Below are 17,493 nucleotides of genomic sequence, written 5' to 3'. Positions count from 1 at the left end.
GCCGGTGTCCGCCCGGCTTCCTAGCTGTCGATGGTGCGGACCACGGTCTCCCGAATCGGTGGGCCAGATCGATCCAGACGTGAGCCCGAGATCACGAGCAATGTTCCGTCATCTGCGAACGCGTACTCTCGTGCGGTCGCGGACCAGTCGCGCCGGAGAATTGGTCGGCCAAGCAGCTTGTCGAACCAGTTGGCAACGCGTACCGCTTGCTCTGAGATCGTGCCGCCGAAGGTGGATGGAGGGAGTCGCGGGTCGTCGCGTTGCAGGTCGAACAACTGGCTGTCGAGGCTGCCGACCGTCGTCACCACACCGTTGTAGTAGGCCCCTACCGTCAGCATCACGCAGTTGTCCGCGCTGAGATCCACCCAAGCCAAACACCGTCCATCCGCGGACTCGACATCCATGCCGGCATACCAATCATCAGGCGCCGTCGATGGGATCCACCCGTGCCGCTTCATCTGAGCACGAAGCAACGCGACGTAATTGGACTCAGACTCCGTGAGAGACGGAGGGGCGGCATCAGCGTCGTTGGTCGGCACGGGCAAGAGATCTCCATTCGTTGAGGCGCTCGCAGGAGTCGCGCATGGATCAGACCCACCGAACGACGTTCTTGGCCCAGCGCGCAGGGCTGTCCCGCCATCTAGCGTCCTCGCGCCGCGCGACCTCCCGATGAAGCGATGATCGAGTGACCCCGCGGCCCTTTGGTCCATCTGCCGGGTCGAGGTGTTCACGAGCGATGAGCCATCCGACGGACAGCACCGTCACGCCTAGTGTTTGAGCTGCATCGAGCTGGCTCACCCAGTCTTCTGCGGACACCTCCGATGGCGCATTCGACCAGCCATGCATGACCCGCGGATACCCGCGCTTCTTCGCGTCGACCAACACGCACCTCGCTCGACTGCCCATCGCCGCCAACTGTGTGGTCCAAGTACAACACCATGCGGCCCGCAAACGTCCGGATCTGCCGCCGAGAGTGAAGCACGACCATGCCGATGTTCGTGCCGTGATTGCATGACTTCTGCGACACTGTTCGCCGTGAACGAGGCGTTGGAGGAGGCCCTGCTGGCTGAATGGACTGCCCTGCGCTCTCTATGGGGCGGAGACGACAGTTGGGTCGGTGACGCACTACGCCCGGTCATCGAGTCCGCGTTCGTTAGTCCGGAGCTACGCGCGCTGTTTCCGTTCACCAGCCATAACCGCCTGTGCTTCAGCAGGTGCTCCTACTACCCGTTCACCCTCGATTCACCCTGCATCGCGGCCTGGCCGGACGAGTACATTGTCCAAGCATTGTGGGCTGTGACTGATGAACCGGCGCCCGAGCTTGTCCATACGACCGACCTCGATCTGGCGATCACGACCGTGGTAGACAACCTGCCGCCAAACCGTGCCGCATGGCTGGGCGATGCAGATCATCCTCCGGACTGAGGCCCGAACGCACGCACAGGCCGCGGTCGGGACGGAGGCGTCCGACCAGGCCGCGAGTACCGCGGCGAACGTCGTCCAAGTGTGTTAGGCAGATACCACTTCGGCGCCAACCAGAGGAAGGGCGATGACACCTGCGCATCTTGCCGTCGAGAACGAGGACCTGCCGCGGCTGCGGGAGCTGCTCGATGGCGGTGTCGACGTCGAAGAGATCGATGGCGGGCTGACGTTGCTCCAGCACGCGGTCGACGTAGAAATTGATGGTCACGCCCAGACCGGCGGCGCGCTTCACGTCGACGTCACGGCGTATCTCCTCGCCCGAGGCGCAGATCCATTTGCATCGCCTGTAGGCGGCGGGGTGGGCTCTGCTCTCCACATGGCTCGGCTCCGCGGCCACTGGCTTGCGGTCGCTCTGATGGAAGCCTTCCCTGCGCGGGAAGCGTAGATCGAACGCCGTCATCTGCCGCAGATAGTGAAGGCGTGGACCTGCTGGCACGACGACCGTCTCTCCCAGACCCTCCGCCCGTTCGTTCGCGTGCCGGTGGTGGACCGCGGTCTTCGACGATGGCATGCCCAGCGAAGAGCATGATGGCTGCATGCCCGATTTCATGTGGCTCCCGGCCAATCAAGCATCGACAGAGGACGTCGAGGCGGTCTTCGCCACGGGCGGAGCCCACAAGTGCCGTTGCCAAGCGCTGAAGGTGCCCGGCTGGATCTGGCGGGACACGACCCAGGAGCAGAGGGATGCCGCGCTGCTGGAGCAGACCGCCTGCGGTACCACCACCGGACCGACGTCGGGGCTGATCGGGTACCTCGACGGCGAGGCGGCCGGCTGGGTCGCGGTCGAGCCGCGGGAGAACTACCCGAGGCTGTGGAGCCGGAAGCAGGCGTGGATGCGGATGGACCCCGAGCTTGAGGGCGTCTGGTCAGTCACGTGCTTCGTCGTGCGCAAGGGCCGGCGTCAGTCGGGGCTGACCTACGAGCTCGCCGCCGCCACCGTTGAGTACGGCGAGCAGGTCGGCGCCCGCGTCCTGGAGGGGTACCCGATCGAGCCGCCGCCGGGCAAGACCGTGATCTGGGACGAGGCGTCGGTCGGGCTGGTGCAGGTCTTCCTCGAGGCTGGTTACGAGGTGGTGGCTTCGCCCACCCTGCGGCGGCGTGTGGTGCGGCGACGACTGGGCAACCATTCATGACCGTCACCAGACCGGCCCGACTACGTCTTCAAGACAGGCCCCTCCAGGGCCCGAAAGCGCGCCGCCACCACAGGGCGGGACGCCTGCCCGCCATTCCGCTCCGCTACGTTCTGGGCGCGTCCCTTGGCTTGGCGCGCACGTGCCAACAGGGTGCCGGTCGGAGACCGCAGAACTCGCCATCAACGATCGACACCCTGTCGAGTGCTGCCTAGTTCGTCGGCGGGCAGCTATCGGGGCGATGCGGGAGGGACTGGCCGAAGGAACCGCGCTGACACCTACGTGTCAAGGCCGATCACTTCCAATACAGCGGAGTCTCGGACGGCCGGGCGGCTATCGACTCATCCTCGGTACCGACACCTTCCGACGATTTGCGAGTCAGTCGGCCCCACAGCCGCTGACTCAACCATGGCAACCGAAGTCGACGGCGTGGGTTACCCGTCTCAGGCGTCGTCATACCTCGAAGTACTGTCAAGGCCACGAGGTTGCGGCTGTCCCACCCTTCCTTGTGCGTGCGTCTATTTGTTCGATTGCTATGAATTCACCGATCGCACCCGCACCCAGATGTCGAACTCGAGTTCGCCCTGGGAGCACCGGCTCTCGGTACCACTCCAGGTGGTGGTGCGCCCGCTCGTGCGGCCGGAGGACGAGACCCTGCTGCGCGGCCCAGTCGAAGATCCGCCGATACGAGCCCTGGACGTCCTGACCGACGTGGTGCGTCGTCGCATACCTGCCGGCCGGAACGTCGACGCGGACCATCCCGTCGGGAGTCGCCGCATGTTCCGGCACGACAACGCCGACGAACTCGGTGAAGATCTCCCCGCGCCGACCCAGGAAGACGCTGACCTGCCGATCAGAGTCGAGCCGTTCGGCAACGTCACCCACCCGACGGCCGAGCACGTCCCACAACCTCGGCACCATGACGCTCAATTCGGACTCCGCACAGGTTGCTACGAGCCCGACGGCATGGATCGAACCGGAGCCGACCAGGCGCACCTCATCCCCGTCGAGCGGAGGCTCGGATGCCAGGCCTTCTCCGGACGGGTGGGCGCCGCAGATCATGAGCAGGTTGCCGTCGGGGTCGCGGAAGGCGAACCAGCCTTGCTCGTCGAACTCCTGCACGTCGGTGACCACCTCGGCGCCGTACTCGCGGACGAACGTGTGCGCCGCGTGGACATCGTCGGTGTCGAACATGAAGGCCGGGGTCTGGTAAGTCGGGGGCCCGTCCGGGCGGTCGCCGCCCCACATCGGCATCTCGTCGAGGACCAGGTCGCGACCGCCATCGAGCGGTACGACGCTCAGATGGTGGCCGTCGAGCGAGCCGTCGTCCGGGTCCAGCCCTAACAGCCCGCGGTACCAGTCGCGCGACTTGGCGGCGTTCCGGACGGGATTTTGGGAGCGAACCATCGGTGACAACGGCCCTCAAGTGGGTCCGACCCGCAACAACCAGGACCGCGAAAACTCCTTGTAGATAAGGGAATAGGCGTCGTGACCTGATGGGTCGGATGAGGGATCGGTTCGCGTGTGTGGTGCTGCGGCGGCGGTCTCGTGATCTGATCCAGCAGATCTGCACCAAGATCGGCATGTCCGGCACTGCGGCGGCTGCGCCTTTCGCGGCGGTGCACCAACCTGCTTGCGAACAGGATGGGTAGGTCTACCGATGCGGGCCCAGGCGCCGCCGCGGGAGCGTGGCAGCACCGGACGAAGGGGTGGTTGCCATGACACGCCCGGAGGAACTTACAAGCGCGCGAGTGGTGTCCCGCGACGGCACCGAGATCGCCTACTGGACGGGCGGCGACGGGCCTCCGCTCGTGCTGGTGCACGGCACGACGGCCGACCACACTCGCTGGGCGCCCGTGTTGAGGTACCTGGAGCCGCACGTCACGGTGCACACCATGGACCGCCGCGGCCGAGGAGGCAGCGGCGACGCGGCCGAGTACGACGTGGTGCGCGAGTTCGAGGACGTCGCCGCCGTGGTGGACGCCGTGGCCGATACCTCCGGTTCGGCGGTCGGCCTGCTCGGCCACTCCTTCGGCGGGTTCTGCGCGTTCGGCGCGGCGACGCTGACCTCGAACATTCGCAAGCTGGTGCTGTACGAGGGTTGGCCCGCGCCGGCCCCGGAGGTGCTGGCCATCGCACCGGAGCTTCAGGAGCGGATGGACGCGTTGCTGGCCGAGGGCGAGCGCGAGCGCGCGCTGGAGGTGTTCTTCCGCGAGATCGTGCGAATGCCCGACCACGAGTTCGAGCAGTATCGCGCCCTGCCCGCCTGGCAGGCGCGCATCGCCGCGGCGCACACGATCACCCGTGAGGACCGGGGGGATGCCGAGCGAACCTTCGATCCCGAGGAGGCGAAGAAGATCACGGTGCCGGTGTTGCTCATGGTCGGCGGCGACAGTCCGCCCGCGATGCAGGCCGACTACGAGACCGTCGCCGCTGCCCTTCCGGATGCGCGGGTCACCGTCATGGACGGCCAGCAGCACATCGCGATCGACCTGATTCCGGAGGAGTTCGCGGGGCGCGTGCTCACGTTCCTGCGCTGAGTCACCGACGACGTGCTCAAGCAGTTGGCGGACCATGACCAAGTTCTCCGAGTGCGGCCGGCCCTGGAGCGCACATACCTGGACGGCGGCGTGATAGCCGTACGTACAGGCGGTGAGCGCCCGCCACCAGGCCCCAGCGACATGGTCTCCCGAGCCAACCATGACTGACTGGCGGCCAAGGAACATCGTGAGAAAGCTCCCTTTCCCGATGGGAAAGGCCTCTGCTGCTTGGCCGGGATGCTGACGGCCTCTCCATCGGCACCTGCTGGTCCAGCAGCATGCAGATCAGCAGGGCGGTGCCGTCCTTGTTCAGCAGGCCGTCCGCGGTGTAGTGCGTTGCTGGATGTGGGATGTCCGGCGCAATCACCCGCGCCGGACGATGACGCGGGTGCCTGAGGCTCCGACGATGGCCGCCTGACGAGTGTCGTCCGTCTTGCGCCCAGCGCGCGTGGCGCGACTTGGGGTGTCGTGATCGGACAGGGACATGACGGAGCGGCGCGAGGTCTACGAAACGCTCGATCTGGCGTTGCGGATCGGCGAAGTCCTGCTGTCGTCGGGGGCCGGGGCGGCTGATGTCACGGTCGCCATGCTGGCGGTGACCCAGGCCTGTGGGGTGAGTCATGTGACCGCGGACGTGACGTTCGTGGACCTGACCCTCCGCCATCAACCGACCAGCGACGAGCCCGCCGCCATTCGGGTTCGCCGGGTGACCCGGCGCCCGGTCGACTATGCGCAGCTGATCGAGGTCGACGAAACGGTGAGCAGCCTCGTCCGCGGCGATGTCACCCGGGGCGAGGCTCGTGATCAGGTCGCCCGGATCGTGTCGACCGGTCACCACCGACGCCGTTGGGCGGTGACCATCGGCTGGGGCGTGATGGGAACCGGTGTCGCGCTCACCCTGGGCGGTAGCCCGGTCGTTTGCCTGCTCGCGTTCCTGGCGGCCTGCGCGATCGACGGGACCCAGTTGCTCCTGCCCCTGCACCGCATCCCGGCGTTCTACCAACAGGCGGCGGGGGGCTTCGTCGCCACGCTCGTAGCGGTGATCGCCTCGGCCACGGGGCTCGCGGTGGACCCGTCTCGCGTCGTCACCACGGGGATCGTCATGCTCCTGGCGGGAGTCGGCATCATGGGGTCCACCCAGGACGCCTTGACCGGCTTCCCGGTGACGGCCAGTGCCCGATTGATCGATGCCGTGCTGAACACGGCGGGCATCATTGCCGGCGTCGGTGCCGGGCTCACCGTCGGCGACATGCTCGGGGTGGGCCTGACCACCTTCACACCGGGCGCGGCCAGCCCGGCGGAGGTCGGGGTCACGGTGTTCGGCGCCGCCCTGGCCGCCGCGGCTTTCGCGTTCGCGTCGTACGCGCCGCGGCGCTCCCTGATCGCGGTGGCCCTGGTTGCGGCGCTCGGACAGGGGGTGCTGCTGGCCGTCGACAGGTCCGAGGTCGGCCGGACGTGGGGGTCGGCGGTCGCTGCCGTCACCATCGGCGCGGTCTGCTACCTCGTTGCCGGTCGCTTCCGGGTCCCGGCGCTCGTCGTCGTGGTCCCCGCGATCGTGCCGCTGCTGCCGGGACTCGACATCTACCGGGGACTCGCCCTCTTCGCGGAGGGCAAGGACGGTGCCCTCGAGTTGGCTTCCGCGCTCGCCACGGCGCTCGCGCTCGCTGCCGGCGTGATCCTCGGTCAGTACCTCGCGCAGCCGGTCAAGCGTGAGGCGCATCGATTGGAGACCCGGCTCGCCGGCCCACACATGGTCGGCCCGTTGCGACGCCGCACCGACAAGGACACCTAGCCCGCACCCCTGGCAAAGGTCGAACAGGTCAGGAGTTGGCGGCCACCTGGGAGCGGTTGTGGCGTACCCAATGGTCGCTGAGGATGACGCCGGCAGCGATCGCCAGGGCGACGGTCGGGACCTGGAGGGCGAAGTCCGACAGGTTCTGCAGTCCGGTCACGATGTCCCCGCCGAGGAGGGCGGTCGCGCCGCGGACGCCGACCCCGCCCACGGTGAGGACGAAGAACCCGCCCAACAACAGAATGAGGCGCGGCGGCCGTTGCGGGTGGGCGCCCACCAGGTTGCCGCAGGCACCGAGCACGGTACCGGCCACCAGCGTGCCGATGACCGCGCCGGCGAGACGGGTCACTCCCTGCTGGAGGAGGAACGTACCGATCACGCCGGGCACCAACCAGACGAGCACTCCGGGTTCGGCGTTGAACGCGAGCATCAGGCCCACGGAGAACACCAGCCACCCGGCCAGGACGACGACGAAGGAAAGCTCGGGCGGGGGCAGTGTCTCGACGAGAGCGGATCCGTTGCCGGTGACACCGGTCGCCGCGACGATGCCGATCACGATCAGGCCGAGTGTGAGGAACCCGAACACGAGGCGCACCGCCCCGGCGGTGAGTCGGCCACCCAGGAGTTCCTCGGCGGCGGCGGACAGAGTGTCGCCCGGGACCACGATGAACAAGCCGGCAGCACCATGAGCGTCACGCCCGTGGTCTCGGCCAGGCCGGACATCACGGTGAGTCCGAGCGTGGTGACGATGAAGGCGCCGAAGAACGGGAGCAGCCCTTCGAGGGGACGCCCGGCGGAGAGGATGACGAGCGCGCCCATGACCAGCCCCAGGATGGCGGCCGCGCCTGCCTCGCTCCAGGTCGCCACCACGCTCGGGGCGAACCCCGCCGCGAACAGCGCGACGCCGAGGATCCGCGCCCACGCGGGCCAACGGGGCTTCGACCGCGCGATCGCGTCGAGACGACGGCATGCCTCGTCGGGGTCCAGCGGCTGGTCGTTCACCTGGACGAGAAAGCGCTTGAGGGCGGCGACCTGGTCGAGCCGGAAGATGCCAGGAGCCGCCCTCACCACCGCCGCCCGTCCGACCTCCCTGGACGACCGCTCGGTGAGCAGAATCTGCTCGGGAAGGACCACCAGGTCGACGTCGAGGCCGTACGCCGAAGCCGCCTTGGTGACCGAATCCTCCAGCGTCTCGACGCCCTCGGCACTGGACGCCAGGGCGAGCCGGGCCACGCGGACCACGACGTCGAAGCCGGTCACGGAGCCGCCGGCGTCTCAGCTGTTCAAGGAGGCATAGTGCCGGAGGAACAGTGCCTCGGTCAGGGCCATGGCTTCGATCTCGGTCGGGTCCACGCTCTCGTTGGGGGCGTGGATGAGGGCCAACGGCTCCTCGACCCCCATCAGGATGAGCTCGGCGTCGGGGTAGGTCTCCTCGAACACGTTGCACAGGGGAATCGATCCGCCCTGCCCGAGACTCGTCATCGGTTGGCCGTAGGCCTCCTGCATCGCTGTGGCCATCGCCCGGTACGCCGGACCGTCGGTGGCCGCCTCGAACGGAGCACCGGTCGCCTCGACCTCGACCGTCACATGCACCCCCCACGGAGCGGCGGCGTTCAGGTGCTCGATGAGAGCACGCTGGGCGACCTCGGGCGACAGACCGGGCGGGATGCGCAGGTTCAGCCGTGCCGAGGTCTTGGGAACTACGGCGGCAGCCGAGCCGACCACCGGTGGGCAGTCGATGCCCAGGATGGTGACAGACGGCCGGGCCCACAGCATGTCGGACACACTGCCGTCCCCGAGCAGCGAGACTCCGTCCAGGACCCCGGCGTCCGCGGCGAACTGCTCGGGCGGGTACGGCGCGCCCGACCAGGTACGGGTGTTGTCCAGTCCGGTGATCGTGGTGTTCCCCTTCGCGTCACGCAGCGAGGACAGCATCGCCACCAGGGCGGCGAGGGCGTCAGGGGCGGCGCCGCCGAACATCCCGGAGTGGATCTCCGAGGCGAGGGCCTCGACGGTGACGACGACGTTGACCATGCCGCGAAGACTCACGGTGGCCGCCGGGCGGCCGACCGCGGCGTTGCCGGTGTCGCAGACGAGGATCGCATCGGCACGAAGGAGATCAGCGTTCGCCGGGACGAACGCCTCGAGGCCGCCGGTGCCCTGCTCCTCGGAACCCTCGACCACCAGCCTCAAGTCGACCGGGACTTCATCCCCGAGTGCCCGCAGAGCCGCCAGGTGCATGACGATGTTGCCCTTGCAGTCGGCGGCCCCGCGGCCGTACCAGCGTCCGTCGACCTCGGTCAGCTCGAACGGGGGCGTGCGCCAGGCAGCGTCGTCGAGCGGAGGTTGTACGTCGTAATGGGCGTAGAGCAGCACGGTGGGCGCCCCCGTTTCGGAGCACTTCCTGGATCCGACGACCGCCATGCTGCCGTCCGCGGTCTCTTCGAGATGGGCGTCGGTGAAACCGATGCCCGCGAACTTCTCCAGCACCCACTGGGCGGTGCGCTCGCACTCCTCGGCGGGGTACTGGCGGGGATCGGCCACCGATCGCAGCGCGACGAGCTCGGCGAGTTCGTCGCGTGCCATCGGCATCAGGTCCGCGATGCGCTGTCGCAGGTCCGCCATCTCAGTCGCCCACCACGTCGTCGGTCTTGAGGTCGTCGACGAACCTCTGGAAGTCGTTCAGCTCGTTGGGACAGTAGATCTGGATGATCAGTAGCTGGCCCTTGAGCGCCCGGCTGTCGACGATGACCGGTCTGGCCCCCGGGCCTGCGGCACCGTTGGCGAGTTGGGTGAACAGCACGGCCCGGCTCAGCGCGTTGTTCGGGTCGTCGCAGGTCGCGCCGCCGTCGGTCCCGAGCACCCGCACGATCTGGTCCTTGTCAGGGGTCCGGGATCCGGTGGCCGCCAGCGCGGCGATCAGCTGGTCGGCCTTCTGGCTGGCCTCGTTGCTCTGCCTCTGGGCGCGGAAGGTGAGCAGCCCCACGATCAGCAGGACACCGAGGACGACACAGGCCGTGATGTAGATCCACGACCGTTCGCGTCCGGACTGGGTCTCGACAGGTGTGCTCATTCCGGACTCACCCCCTGCGGCTCAGGCTGCTTCCAGGAAGGCTTGCGGAGCCGGTAGAACAGGAAAGGCACCAGCAGGCCGAGACCGAGGGCGCCGCCGCCGACGATCAAGAGGTACACCCAAGGGTTGCCGGACTCGAACTGCGAGGGCGGGATGAACCCGACCAGCAGCGCGGCGAGCGAGGCCGCGAACCCGACGCCGCACAGCCCGACCAGCATCGGCGCCCGGTAGCCACGGGGGTGGTCCGGGTCCTTGCGACGCAGCTGGACCGCGGCCACGAACATCAGCAGGTACATGATCAGATAGACCTGCGTGGTGATCACCGAGAAGATCCAGTACGCGCTCGACACATCGGGGATGAACGCATACGCGAGGCCGATCACGGTGGTGAGCAGGCCTTGGACGACCAGGATGTTCTGCTGGACGCCGTTCTTGTTGAGTCGCTGGAGGTACGGCGGGAGGTAGCCCTCCTGGCGGGAGATCAGCAGCAGGCCCTTGGAGGGTCCGGCCAGCCAGGTCAGCATTCCGGCCACGGATGCGGTGACGAGCATGATCCCGACGATCGGCGTCAGCCATTGCCAGCCGAAGTTCGCGAAGACCGCGTCGAAGGCCTGCATGACGCCGGCGGTGAGGGAGAGCTCCTTGGCGGGGACGATCCAGCTGATCGCCAGCGCGGGGAGGATGAAGATCGCGAGCACCAGGCCCATGGCCAGGAAGATCGCCTTCGGGAATTCCTTGGCCGGCTTCCGCAGCGACGACACGTGCACCGCATTCATCTCCATGCCGGAGTAGGAGAGGAAGTTGTTGACGATGAGCACGAGGCTCGAGAGCCCTGCCCAGGCAGGGAAGATGTTGTCGGCGGTCATCGGTGCCGCGGACTGGTTGCCCTGGCCAAGGAAGACGATGCCGAGGGTGACCAGGACGACGCCCGGGATCAACGTCCCGATGATCAGACCGCCGCTGGCCAGGCCGGCCACGCCCTTGGTGCCGCGCGAGGAGACCCAGACGCCGGACCAGTAGACGACGATGATGACCGCCGCGGTCCACACCCCGCTGCTGGCCAGCTCAGGGTTGAACACGTAGGCGAGCGTGCTCGCCACGAACCCGAGGAGACTCGGGTAGTAGAAGATCGTCATCGCGAACTGGCACCAGACGGCCAGGAAGCCCGCCGGTTTCGAGATGCCCTGCGAGACCCAGTTGTAGATCCCGCCGTTCCAACCCGACGCCAACTCCGCGGAAACCAGCGAGGTGGGCAGCAGGAACACGACGGCCGGGAGCAGGTACAAGAAGACGCAGGCCAGTCCGTAGACCGCCATCGTCGGCGCCGCCCTGAGGCTGGCCACCGAACTCGTCGTCATCATCGCCAGCGCCACCCACGAGATCCACTGGGTGTTGGCGCGTGTGCGTCCGGCGGCAACGGCTTCGGCGCCGTCGGCCGGTACCTCCGCTGCGCTCATGACATTCCTCGAGGTAGAGCTCGTACATCCATGAGTGAGAGCCTCCGCCACGGGCCCCAGTAAGTAGGCCACCGGTGACAGTCTGGAACCGGCCCAGATGCCCGGACCTCATCCTCGGCGGATGACCTACCGGGTCGACCTCGCCCCGGCCTCCGCCTGATGCCCGGCCCTACTGGACGATGCGGAGGTCGCGCTCGGTGTTGTTGAGCCGACGACCGCCGGCCTCGGTGACGGTCACGATGTCCTCGATCCGGACCCCGAACTCCCCGGCCAGATAGATGCCCGGCTCGACGGAGAAGCACATCCCGGGCACCAGTGGCTGCTCCTCACCCTCGATCATGTACGGCGGTTCGTGGGTCGTCGTACCGATGCCGTGGCCGGTGCGATGGATGAACCGCTCGCCGTAGCCCGCGTCCGTGATCACCTTCCGGGCCGCCCGATCGACCTCCTGACAGGCGACGCCCGGCCGGACCGCCTCGACGCCGGCCTGCTGGGCCAGTCGCACGATCTCGTGCACCTCACGGGCCTCGGCGGACGGCTCGCCCACACACACCGTGCGGCTGGTGTCCGATCCGTAGCCGTACATCAGTCCGCCGAAGTCGAGGACCACCACGTCGCCGACCTCGATGGTGCGGTCACCGGCCTCGTGGTGGGGATTGGCGCCGTTGGGGCCGGAGCCGACCACGGTGAAGTCGACCTGCTCGTGCCCGAACTCCCGCAGCAGCCGGGCCAGATCGGCCGCGACGTCGGTCTCCTTCCGGCCGGCGAACCGGACTCCGACGATCTGCTCGTACGTCGCATCCGCGGCAGCGCCCGCCGCGTCCAGCCGGGCGAGCTCGTCGGAGTCCTTGACCGCCCGGAGCATCGGCAGGCTCTGCGTGAGCGATCGGTACGACGATCCGGGCAGCGCCTCCTGCAGGCCGAGCAGGTGCATCGCCCAGGCCGAGTCCGCGATGCCCATGGTCGCGGTCTCGCGAAGGTAGCTGCCGGCCTTCGCGAACGGGTCGTCTCCGTCGGCCCAGTCCACGATCGTCAGGCCCGGCGCGCCCACAGCCGCTTCGGCGTCCGGCCGTTCCAGGGTCGGCACCAGCAGCGTCGGCTCCTGGTCCGGGGTAAGGAAGAGCATCGTCAGCCGCTCGGTGATGGCGGTGGGTTGGTATCCGGTGAGCCAGACCAGGTCCGGCCCGGGGGTGATGAGGAGCCCGTCCAGCCCGGCGCGCTCGGCGTCGGCCACGACGCGTCGCATCCGGGCCGAGTAGTCCTCGGTCGTGAAGGGTGCCGGTGGTGTCGGCTGGGTCGTGGTCATCTGTTCCTCCCGGGGACGGCCTTCGCCCTCAGCCTTGCTCGGGCGCGGCTCGTCCGGCTGTTGCCGAGGTTGGCAGGGTGTGGGTGTGGGCGGCCGCCGCTGAGGCGGCGTCGTGCAATGTCCCGCTGGCCGCGCGGTGCCGGCCGATCACGAACGCCATCAGGACGCCGAGGAAGCTGAAGATCGCCATCATCCAGGAGGCCGCGGCCAGGCCCGAGGCGAGAGCATCACCCTGCGGCGCGCCGTCGGCGGTCTGGTTGCCGATCACCGTGCCGTAGATCGTGGCGGCCAGAGCGGTTGCCACCGCGGCGCCGACGTACCGGGCCATGTTGGAGACACCGGAGGCCCCACCGACCTGGTTCTCCGGCACCGACGCCGTCGCCGCCGACGACGCGGGACCGTTGGACATTCCCATGCCCACCGCGATGGCAACCAGCGGCAGCAGGAATGCGGCGTACGTCCATGAAGCGCCCACGAAGCCCACGATGACGAAGCCGATCGTGGTGAGCGCGAACCCGGCGCCGATCGTCTGCCGGCCGCCGAACTTCTTCGCCAAACGCGGTACGAAGGGCGCCACGGCGACGAGACCGACGGTCGCCGGCAACGTCGCCACGCCGGCCTGGAGCGGGCTGAAGTCGAGGGTGGCGGGATCCTGGAAGTAGAGGCTGAGCAGGTACATCAGCCCGTTGATCGTGCCCGCCCCGATCAGAATCGCGATGGTCGAGCCCACCAGGACGCGGTTACGGAGCAGCGCGAGATCGAGCAACGGTACGGCGACCCGTCCCTCGACGGCGATGAACGCGTACCCGGCCGCGATCGAGATCGCGAAGCAACCCAGGGTGCCCAAGGAGAGCCATCCCCAGTCGCTGCTCTTGGTGACTCCGAGGATCAGCGGAGTCAGGGTCAGCGCGATGAGCACGGTGCCCGCGTAGTCGATCGTCCTCGGTCGATCCGGGTCCCTCGACTCGCTCACGGTCGCCGCGGTCAGCACCATGCAGAGCACGGCCACTCCGGCGTCGATCCAGAACAGCCCCTGCCACCCGCTGACCTCGACGAGCACGCCGCCCACCAACGGACCGGCGGCCGCGCCGACGGCTGCGGCCGCGCCCCACAGGGACACCGCCCGCAGTTGCGCGGCGTCCTCGTTGGCGACCGTGAGCAGGCTCAGGCCGCACGCGAGAATGGTCGCCCCGGCCGCGCCCTGGATGACACGTCCGGCGATCACCATCCCACCGGATCCGGCGAGCGCGATCATCACGCACGACGCCACGAACAGCAGGAGGCCCAACTGGAAGATCCGCCTGCGGCCGAAGACGTCACCCAAAGAGCCCGAGGTGACGATGACCGCGGCACCGACCAGCGAATAGCCGGTGACCGCCCACTGCAGCGTCTCGACCGAGGTGCCGGTGTCCTCCGAGATGGCGGGAAGGAGAATGCTGACCGCCGAGGTGTTCGCGTTCACCACGAGCGTCGAGATGCACGTGGCCGCGAGTACCCCACCCGCCCGATTCTTGACCTCAACGGCGTCGCTCATGCGCTTCCTTCCCGTGACCGGCTCGAGGCCGACCGAGCCCGAACCAACGGTAGGCCGGACACCCCGCAGCAGCCCTCACCCGCTACGGACGAGCCCGGCCTGGTCGCTGCGGGTCACCCGCGAGGGTGTAGCGGGCGGGAGGCGGAGCCGCCTTTCGGGAGGCAAAGCGGGTCTCGGTAGGCCTTCTCGGGGACGTTGGTACACACGTGGCCGACCAGGCGCTGGCGCTTCCTGGAGTGACGGGCGTGAGCGTATCTTGAGGGCGTGGCGTCGAGATCCTTGCCGCAGCGTGCGGTCCGCGCGGTCGGCGAAAGCGCGGTCTCCGAGCGGCTTGCCCGCGCTCAGGAGTTGGCGTACGGGCCGTTGATCGGACGGGTACGGCGCAGCCCGCTGCACACCGACGTACTCGGTCATTCGTTGCATCCGTCGCTGACCGACGTGACCGCCGGGTGCTGGCTCGGCACGTCCATTCTCGACCTCGCCGGTGGGTCCGGGTCGCGTCGCGGGGCGACGATCCTCGCCGGGTTCGGACTGCTGGCGTCGGTGCCGACGGCTCTCGCAGGTGCCGCAGACTGGGCGGAACTGTCAGGCGATGAACGCAGGATCGGTGCGGTCCACGGGCTCGGCATGGACGCTGCGACGTTCCTCTTTGCCGGCTCGCTCGTCGCGCGGCTGCGCGGCGAGCACCGGCTCGGCACGAAGCTTGCCGTGGCCGGGAACCTGGTCGTGGCGGGTGCGGGCTTCCTCGGCGGACATCTGGCTCTGCACCGCGGAACTGCTCGCCGAACGTCCATGGCTGACAGCATCTAAACCTCTCAACCCAACGCCCTCGGGGCGTTGAGCGCATGCTGGAAGACGAGGGCGGGGTGGCCCTCAACAGGGGGAGGTGGTTGTCGTGACCCGGCGAAGTTCAACTGAGACCACGCGCGCCGAGCAGGGTGCTGCCCCTGCACCAGAGTCAGCGCGTATCGGCCTGGTAGTGGCCGGATCGCTGGCCGCTGGGCTCGCAGCGGCGATCATTTTCTCGTTCCTGCCGGTCGACACCGTGGACGTGAACTTCTCCACAGCGATGGTGCTGTTCGGGTTCGCGCTCGGCTGGGCGCTCTTGGCGGTCCTGTCCATGCGGTTCACCGACCAACCTCAGCGCTGGGCCGTGGTGCCTGCGGTCTTCATGGCCGTGTCTGGTGCGTTGGTGCTCATGCTCCCGGACTCTGCGGTGGACGCGCTGGGGTGGGTTTGGCCGCCCGCTGTGTTGGTCTTGGTCGTCTGGATGTGGATCCGTGCTAAGCGTGAGCTGCATAGCCGCATCAGGGCATGGCTGTTGTGCCCGGTGTTGGTCGTCCTGGCGCTTCTCGCCGTGGGTGGGGGGTATGAACGGATCATTCGGTCCACCGCACCGGCGGTTGCCATGCCCGGGCAACTCGTCGACGTGGGACCGTACCGACTCCACCTGGAATGCCACGGCTCACGCGGTCCGACTGTGATCCTCGAGCCCGGCGCGGGCGGATCGGCGGCGTCGATGGGGTTGATCGCCCCCGCTGTGGCCAGTGACAGCCGAGTATGCGTCTACGACCGGGCGGGCCGCGGCTGGAGTGATCCGGCCGCGAGTCCACCCGATGGTGCGCAGATCGCCACGGATCTTCACACGCTCCTTGAGCGTGCACAGGTTCCGGGTCCGTATGTCCTGGCCGGACATTCCTTCGGTGGGCTGTACGTGCGGACGTTTGCCGCACGGTATCCCGGGGAGGTCGCTGGTCTCGTCCTGATCGACTCCACCGCTGCCAAGAACGAGCCCGCGCCGCCCCCGCCGGTGGCTGGTTCTTACAGCGTCTTGAAGCACGTGTCTTCGTTGGTCGCGACAACCTCTCGGCTCGGCGTTGGCCGGCTTCTGGCCAACAGCTCGTACTCGGATCTACCACCGGAGTACCGGGACGACGCCCGCGCCACCGCCGCCACCGGGAAGGGATTGGGTGGGACGCTCGATGAGTACGGCGTCGCGAATCGGTCCACGGCCGAGGCGGGAGCACTCCGTAGCCTCGATGCGAAGCCACTCGTCGTCCTGACCGCAGAACGCGGAAACTCCGAGGGGTGGATGGACGACCAGGACAAGTCGGTCACTCTGTCCACCAACAGCCTTCATCGCGTCGTGCCAGGGGCAACCCACGCTTCCCTCGTGGAGAACCCGGATCACGCGGCAGCGGTCACCCGGGCAATCCACGACGTCGTCGTCTCCGTACGTACCGGGGCACCGCTTACTCACCCCTGACGGCAGCCTGCGGAGGTGGAGGTTTGGGGTGCGCCTTCATTCTCGGGGTGTGAGCCTGACGCCTGTAGCGGCGCTGATGACTGCCCGGTCTCCGAGCGGCGTGGCCAGGGTGACGACCGCTGTCTTCGCATACCCAACGTCGGTGCCGGCACAGGGGGCCGTGCGACCGTGGCTGCCTCCGATGACCACCAGGTCCTCGAACTCGAGGACGTGAGCTCGAAGGTCGGTGTCACAGTCTCCGTGGCTGAGGATGAAGGTGAGCGTGCTGCCCTCGACCCGAGTAAGGCTCTGGACGTGGAGGAGGTCGAGGTCCAGCTTCGCGAGCCCCGGCGGTGGGACGGGCTCGACCACAGGCTTGAGCACGTCCGCAGAGACTGCGACGACGACGATCGGTCTCGATAGCCCCTTCGCAGTGAAGGACCACGCAGGCACGGTCGCCGGGCCGTTGCTGGTGTCCACGCCGGCCGTTCTCAAGGAAGCACCGGTGATCGTGAGTCTGCACGTCGATGCCGGTACGCGCAGGTGTCCGCAGTTGTCGTACGGGGGTCCGATCGCTTCAGTCAGTGCGGGCCGCGGATCGAGGACACTCGCCGAGAGACTCGATCCGTCGCCGAACTCGATGCGGGTGGTGCCACCTGATCCGAGTTGTACGCCCGGTGCGATGGTGACCCGTCCGGCCCCCCACGCGACCTTCTGCTCGATCGTGTCGAAGCCCAGGTCCGGTGTCCGCGACGAGTACAGGAAGATCCCCTCCGGAGGCTTCGGGATCCCCGCAGCCCGGACGACTTGCGCCACGGCGCGCGCCCGGTCGAGAAACACCGGAGGCGCAGAAGCTGACGGGATCTGGCTCGGAGCCGCACCACGGGGTGCCGTCGGCCGGGTGACGGGTGTCGCAGTACTTGCCGTAGACGAT

The 17,493-nt window shown here is 68.2% G+C and carries 17 protein-coding genes; 7 read left to right on the top strand and 10 right to left on the bottom strand.

Annotated features, from left to right (window positions below; translation table 11 throughout):
• Positions 1–20: 20 nt before the first annotated feature.
• Positions 21–404, bottom strand: coding sequence for a hypothetical protein (locus ACZ6O0_RS37415; RefSeq protein ID WP_465769804.1), 384 nt, complete (start codon positions 402–404; stop codon positions 21–23).
• A 631-nt stretch (positions 405–1,035) separates the two neighbouring features.
• Here ACZ6O0_RS37415 and ACZ6O0_RS37410 point away from each other — a divergent pair.
• From ACZ6O0_RS37410 to ACZ6O0_RS37400, 3 genes are all read left to right on the top strand, one after another.
• Positions 1,036–1,425, top strand: a complete 390-nt coding sequence (locus ACZ6O0_RS37410) for a DUF6193 family natural product biosynthesis protein (RefSeq protein ID WP_465769803.1) — start codon at positions 1,036–1,038, stop codon at positions 1,423–1,425.
• A gap of 124 nt (positions 1,426–1,549) precedes the next feature.
• Positions 1,550–1,867, top strand: a complete 318-nt coding sequence (locus ACZ6O0_RS37405; protein WP_465769802.1) for a hypothetical protein — start codon at positions 1,550–1,552, stop codon at positions 1,865–1,867.
• A gap of 151 nt (positions 1,868–2,018) precedes the next feature.
• Positions 2,019–2,615 carry a hypothetical protein gene (locus tag ACZ6O0_RS37400; protein WP_465769801.1) on the top strand — a complete coding sequence of 199 codons (597 nt, stop codon included), beginning with the start codon at positions 2,019–2,021 and terminating at the stop codon, positions 2,613–2,615.
• Between the two features lie 468 nt (positions 2,616–3,083).
• On the opposite strand, the gene ACZ6O0_RS37395 is transcribed toward ACZ6O0_RS37400, so the two are convergent.
• Positions 3,084–4,019 (bottom strand): VOC family protein, encoded by a 936-nt coding sequence (locus ACZ6O0_RS37395; RefSeq protein ID WP_465769800.1) that lies wholly within the window; start codon positions 4,017–4,019, stop codon positions 3,084–3,086.
• Positions 4,020–4,330: 311 nt separating this feature from the next.
• Between ACZ6O0_RS37395 and ACZ6O0_RS37390 the strand changes: the two genes are divergently transcribed.
• Both ACZ6O0_RS37390 and ACZ6O0_RS37385 read left to right on the top strand, forming a co-directional pair.
• Positions 4,331–5,152, top strand: coding sequence for an alpha/beta fold hydrolase (locus ACZ6O0_RS37390; protein ID WP_465769799.1), 822 nt, complete (start codon positions 4,331–4,333; stop codon positions 5,150–5,152).
• A 484-nt stretch (positions 5,153–5,636) separates the two neighbouring features.
• The gene (locus tag ACZ6O0_RS37385; RefSeq protein WP_465769798.1) at positions 5,637–6,944 is read left to right on the top strand and encodes a threonine/serine exporter family protein; all 1,308 of its coding nucleotides are present in this window, start codon (positions 5,637–5,639) and stop codon (positions 6,942–6,944) included.
• 28 nt (positions 6,945–6,972) lie between these two features.
• Here the strand turns inward: ACZ6O0_RS37385 and ACZ6O0_RS37380 are convergent, their stop codons facing one another.
• The 7 genes from ACZ6O0_RS37380 to ACZ6O0_RS37350 form a co-directional block, all read right to left on the bottom strand.
• Positions 6,973–7,530, bottom strand: a complete 558-nt coding sequence (locus tag ACZ6O0_RS37380; RefSeq protein ID WP_465769797.1) for a hypothetical protein — start codon at positions 7,528–7,530, stop codon at positions 6,973–6,975.
• On the bottom strand, positions 7,503–8,204 hold the full coding sequence (locus tag ACZ6O0_RS37375) for a threonine/serine exporter family protein (RefSeq protein ID WP_465769796.1): 702 nt from the start codon (positions 8,202–8,204) through the stop codon (positions 7,503–7,505). The genes ACZ6O0_RS37380 and ACZ6O0_RS37375 overlap by 28 nt, the downstream gene beginning before the upstream one ends.
• A 15-nt stretch (positions 8,205–8,219) precedes the next feature.
• Positions 8,220–9,569 carry a M20/M25/M40 family metallo-hydrolase gene (locus tag ACZ6O0_RS37370; RefSeq protein ID WP_465769795.1) on the bottom strand — a complete coding sequence of 450 codons (1,350 nt, stop codon included), beginning with the start codon at positions 9,567–9,569 and terminating at the stop codon, positions 8,220–8,222.
• Position 9,570: 1 nt separating this feature from the next.
• Complete coding sequence (locus ACZ6O0_RS37365; RefSeq protein ID WP_465769794.1) at positions 9,571–10,017, bottom strand: hypothetical protein; 447 nt, start codon at positions 10,015–10,017, stop codon at positions 9,571–9,573.
• On the bottom strand, positions 10,014–11,474 hold the full coding sequence (locus tag ACZ6O0_RS37360; RefSeq protein ID WP_465769793.1) for an APC family permease: 1,461 nt from the start codon (positions 11,472–11,474) through the stop codon (positions 10,014–10,016). The genes ACZ6O0_RS37365 and ACZ6O0_RS37360 overlap by 4 nt, the downstream gene beginning before the upstream one ends.
• A gap of 169 nt (positions 11,475–11,643) precedes the next feature.
• Complete coding sequence (locus tag ACZ6O0_RS37355; protein ID WP_465769792.1) at positions 11,644–12,780, bottom strand: aminopeptidase P family protein; 1,137 nt, start codon at positions 12,778–12,780, stop codon at positions 11,644–11,646.
• 28 nt (positions 12,781–12,808) lie between these two features.
• The gene (locus ACZ6O0_RS37350; RefSeq protein ID WP_465769791.1) at positions 12,809–14,314 is read right to left on the bottom strand and encodes an MFS transporter; all 1,506 of its coding nucleotides are present in this window, start codon (positions 14,312–14,314) and stop codon (positions 12,809–12,811) included.
• 264 nt (positions 14,315–14,578) lie between these two features.
• Between ACZ6O0_RS37350 and ACZ6O0_RS37345 the strand changes: the two genes are divergently transcribed.
• Both ACZ6O0_RS37345 and ACZ6O0_RS37340 read left to right on the top strand, forming a co-directional pair.
• The gene (locus tag ACZ6O0_RS37345; protein ID WP_465769790.1) at positions 14,579–15,124 is read left to right on the top strand and encodes a DUF2231 domain-containing protein; all 546 of its coding nucleotides are present in this window, start codon (positions 14,579–14,581) and stop codon (positions 15,122–15,124) included.
• Positions 15,125–15,293: 169 nt separating this feature from the next.
• Positions 15,294–16,580, top strand: a complete 1,287-nt coding sequence (locus ACZ6O0_RS37340; protein ID WP_465769789.1) for an alpha/beta hydrolase — start codon at positions 15,294–15,296, stop codon at positions 16,578–16,580.
• Positions 16,581–16,616: 36 nt separating this feature from the next.
• Here the strand turns inward: ACZ6O0_RS37340 and ACZ6O0_RS37335 are convergent, their stop codons facing one another.
• A complete protein-coding gene (locus ACZ6O0_RS37335) occupies positions 16,617–17,039 on the bottom strand; it encodes a hypothetical protein (protein WP_465769788.1) in 423 nt (140 codons plus the stop codon).
• Between the last annotated feature and the right edge of the window lie 454 nt (positions 17,040–17,493).

This window comes from Kribbella sp. NPDC048837, assembly GCF_055586945.1.
Note: the sequence above shows the minus strand (reverse complement) of the source record. Positions and strands in the feature narration are given on the sequence as shown.

Coding starts and splice junctions, on each gene's coding strand:
- ACZ6O0_RS37350 (WP_465769791.1), bottom strand. CDS start 14,314: ATGAGCGACGCCGTTGAGGTCAAGAATCGGGCGGGTGGGGTACTCGCG.
- ACZ6O0_RS37370 (WP_465769795.1), bottom strand. CDS start 9,569: ATGGCGGACCTGCGACAGCGCATCGCGGACCTGATGCCGATGGCACGC.
- ACZ6O0_RS37395 (WP_465769800.1), bottom strand. CDS start 4,019: ATGGTTCGCTCCCAAAATCCCGTCCGGAACGCCGCCAAGTCGCGCGAC.
- ACZ6O0_RS37415 (WP_465769804.1), bottom strand. CDS start 404: ATGGATGTCGAGTCCGCGGATGGACGGTGTTTGGCTTGGGTGGATCTC.
- ACZ6O0_RS37405 (WP_465769802.1), top strand. CDS start 1,550: ATGACACCTGCGCATCTTGCCGTCGAGAACGAGGACCTGCCGCGGCTG.
- ACZ6O0_RS37365 (WP_465769794.1), bottom strand. CDS start 10,017: ATGAGCACACCTGTCGAGACCCAGTCCGGACGCGAACGGTCGTGGATC.
- ACZ6O0_RS37360 (WP_465769793.1), bottom strand. CDS start 11,474: ATGAGCGCAGCGGAGGTACCGGCCGACGGCGCCGAAGCCGTTGCCGCC.
- ACZ6O0_RS37400 (WP_465769801.1), top strand. CDS start 2,019: ATGCCCGATTTCATGTGGCTCCCGGCCAATCAAGCATCGACAGAGGAC.
- ACZ6O0_RS37385 (WP_465769798.1), top strand. CDS start 5,637: ATGACGGAGCGGCGCGAGGTCTACGAAACGCTCGATCTGGCGTTGCGG.
- ACZ6O0_RS37390 (WP_465769799.1), top strand. CDS start 4,331: ATGACACGCCCGGAGGAACTTACAAGCGCGCGAGTGGTGTCCCGCGAC.
- ACZ6O0_RS37355 (WP_465769792.1), bottom strand. CDS start 12,780: ATGACCACGACCCAGCCGACACCACCGGCACCCTTCACGACCGAGGAC.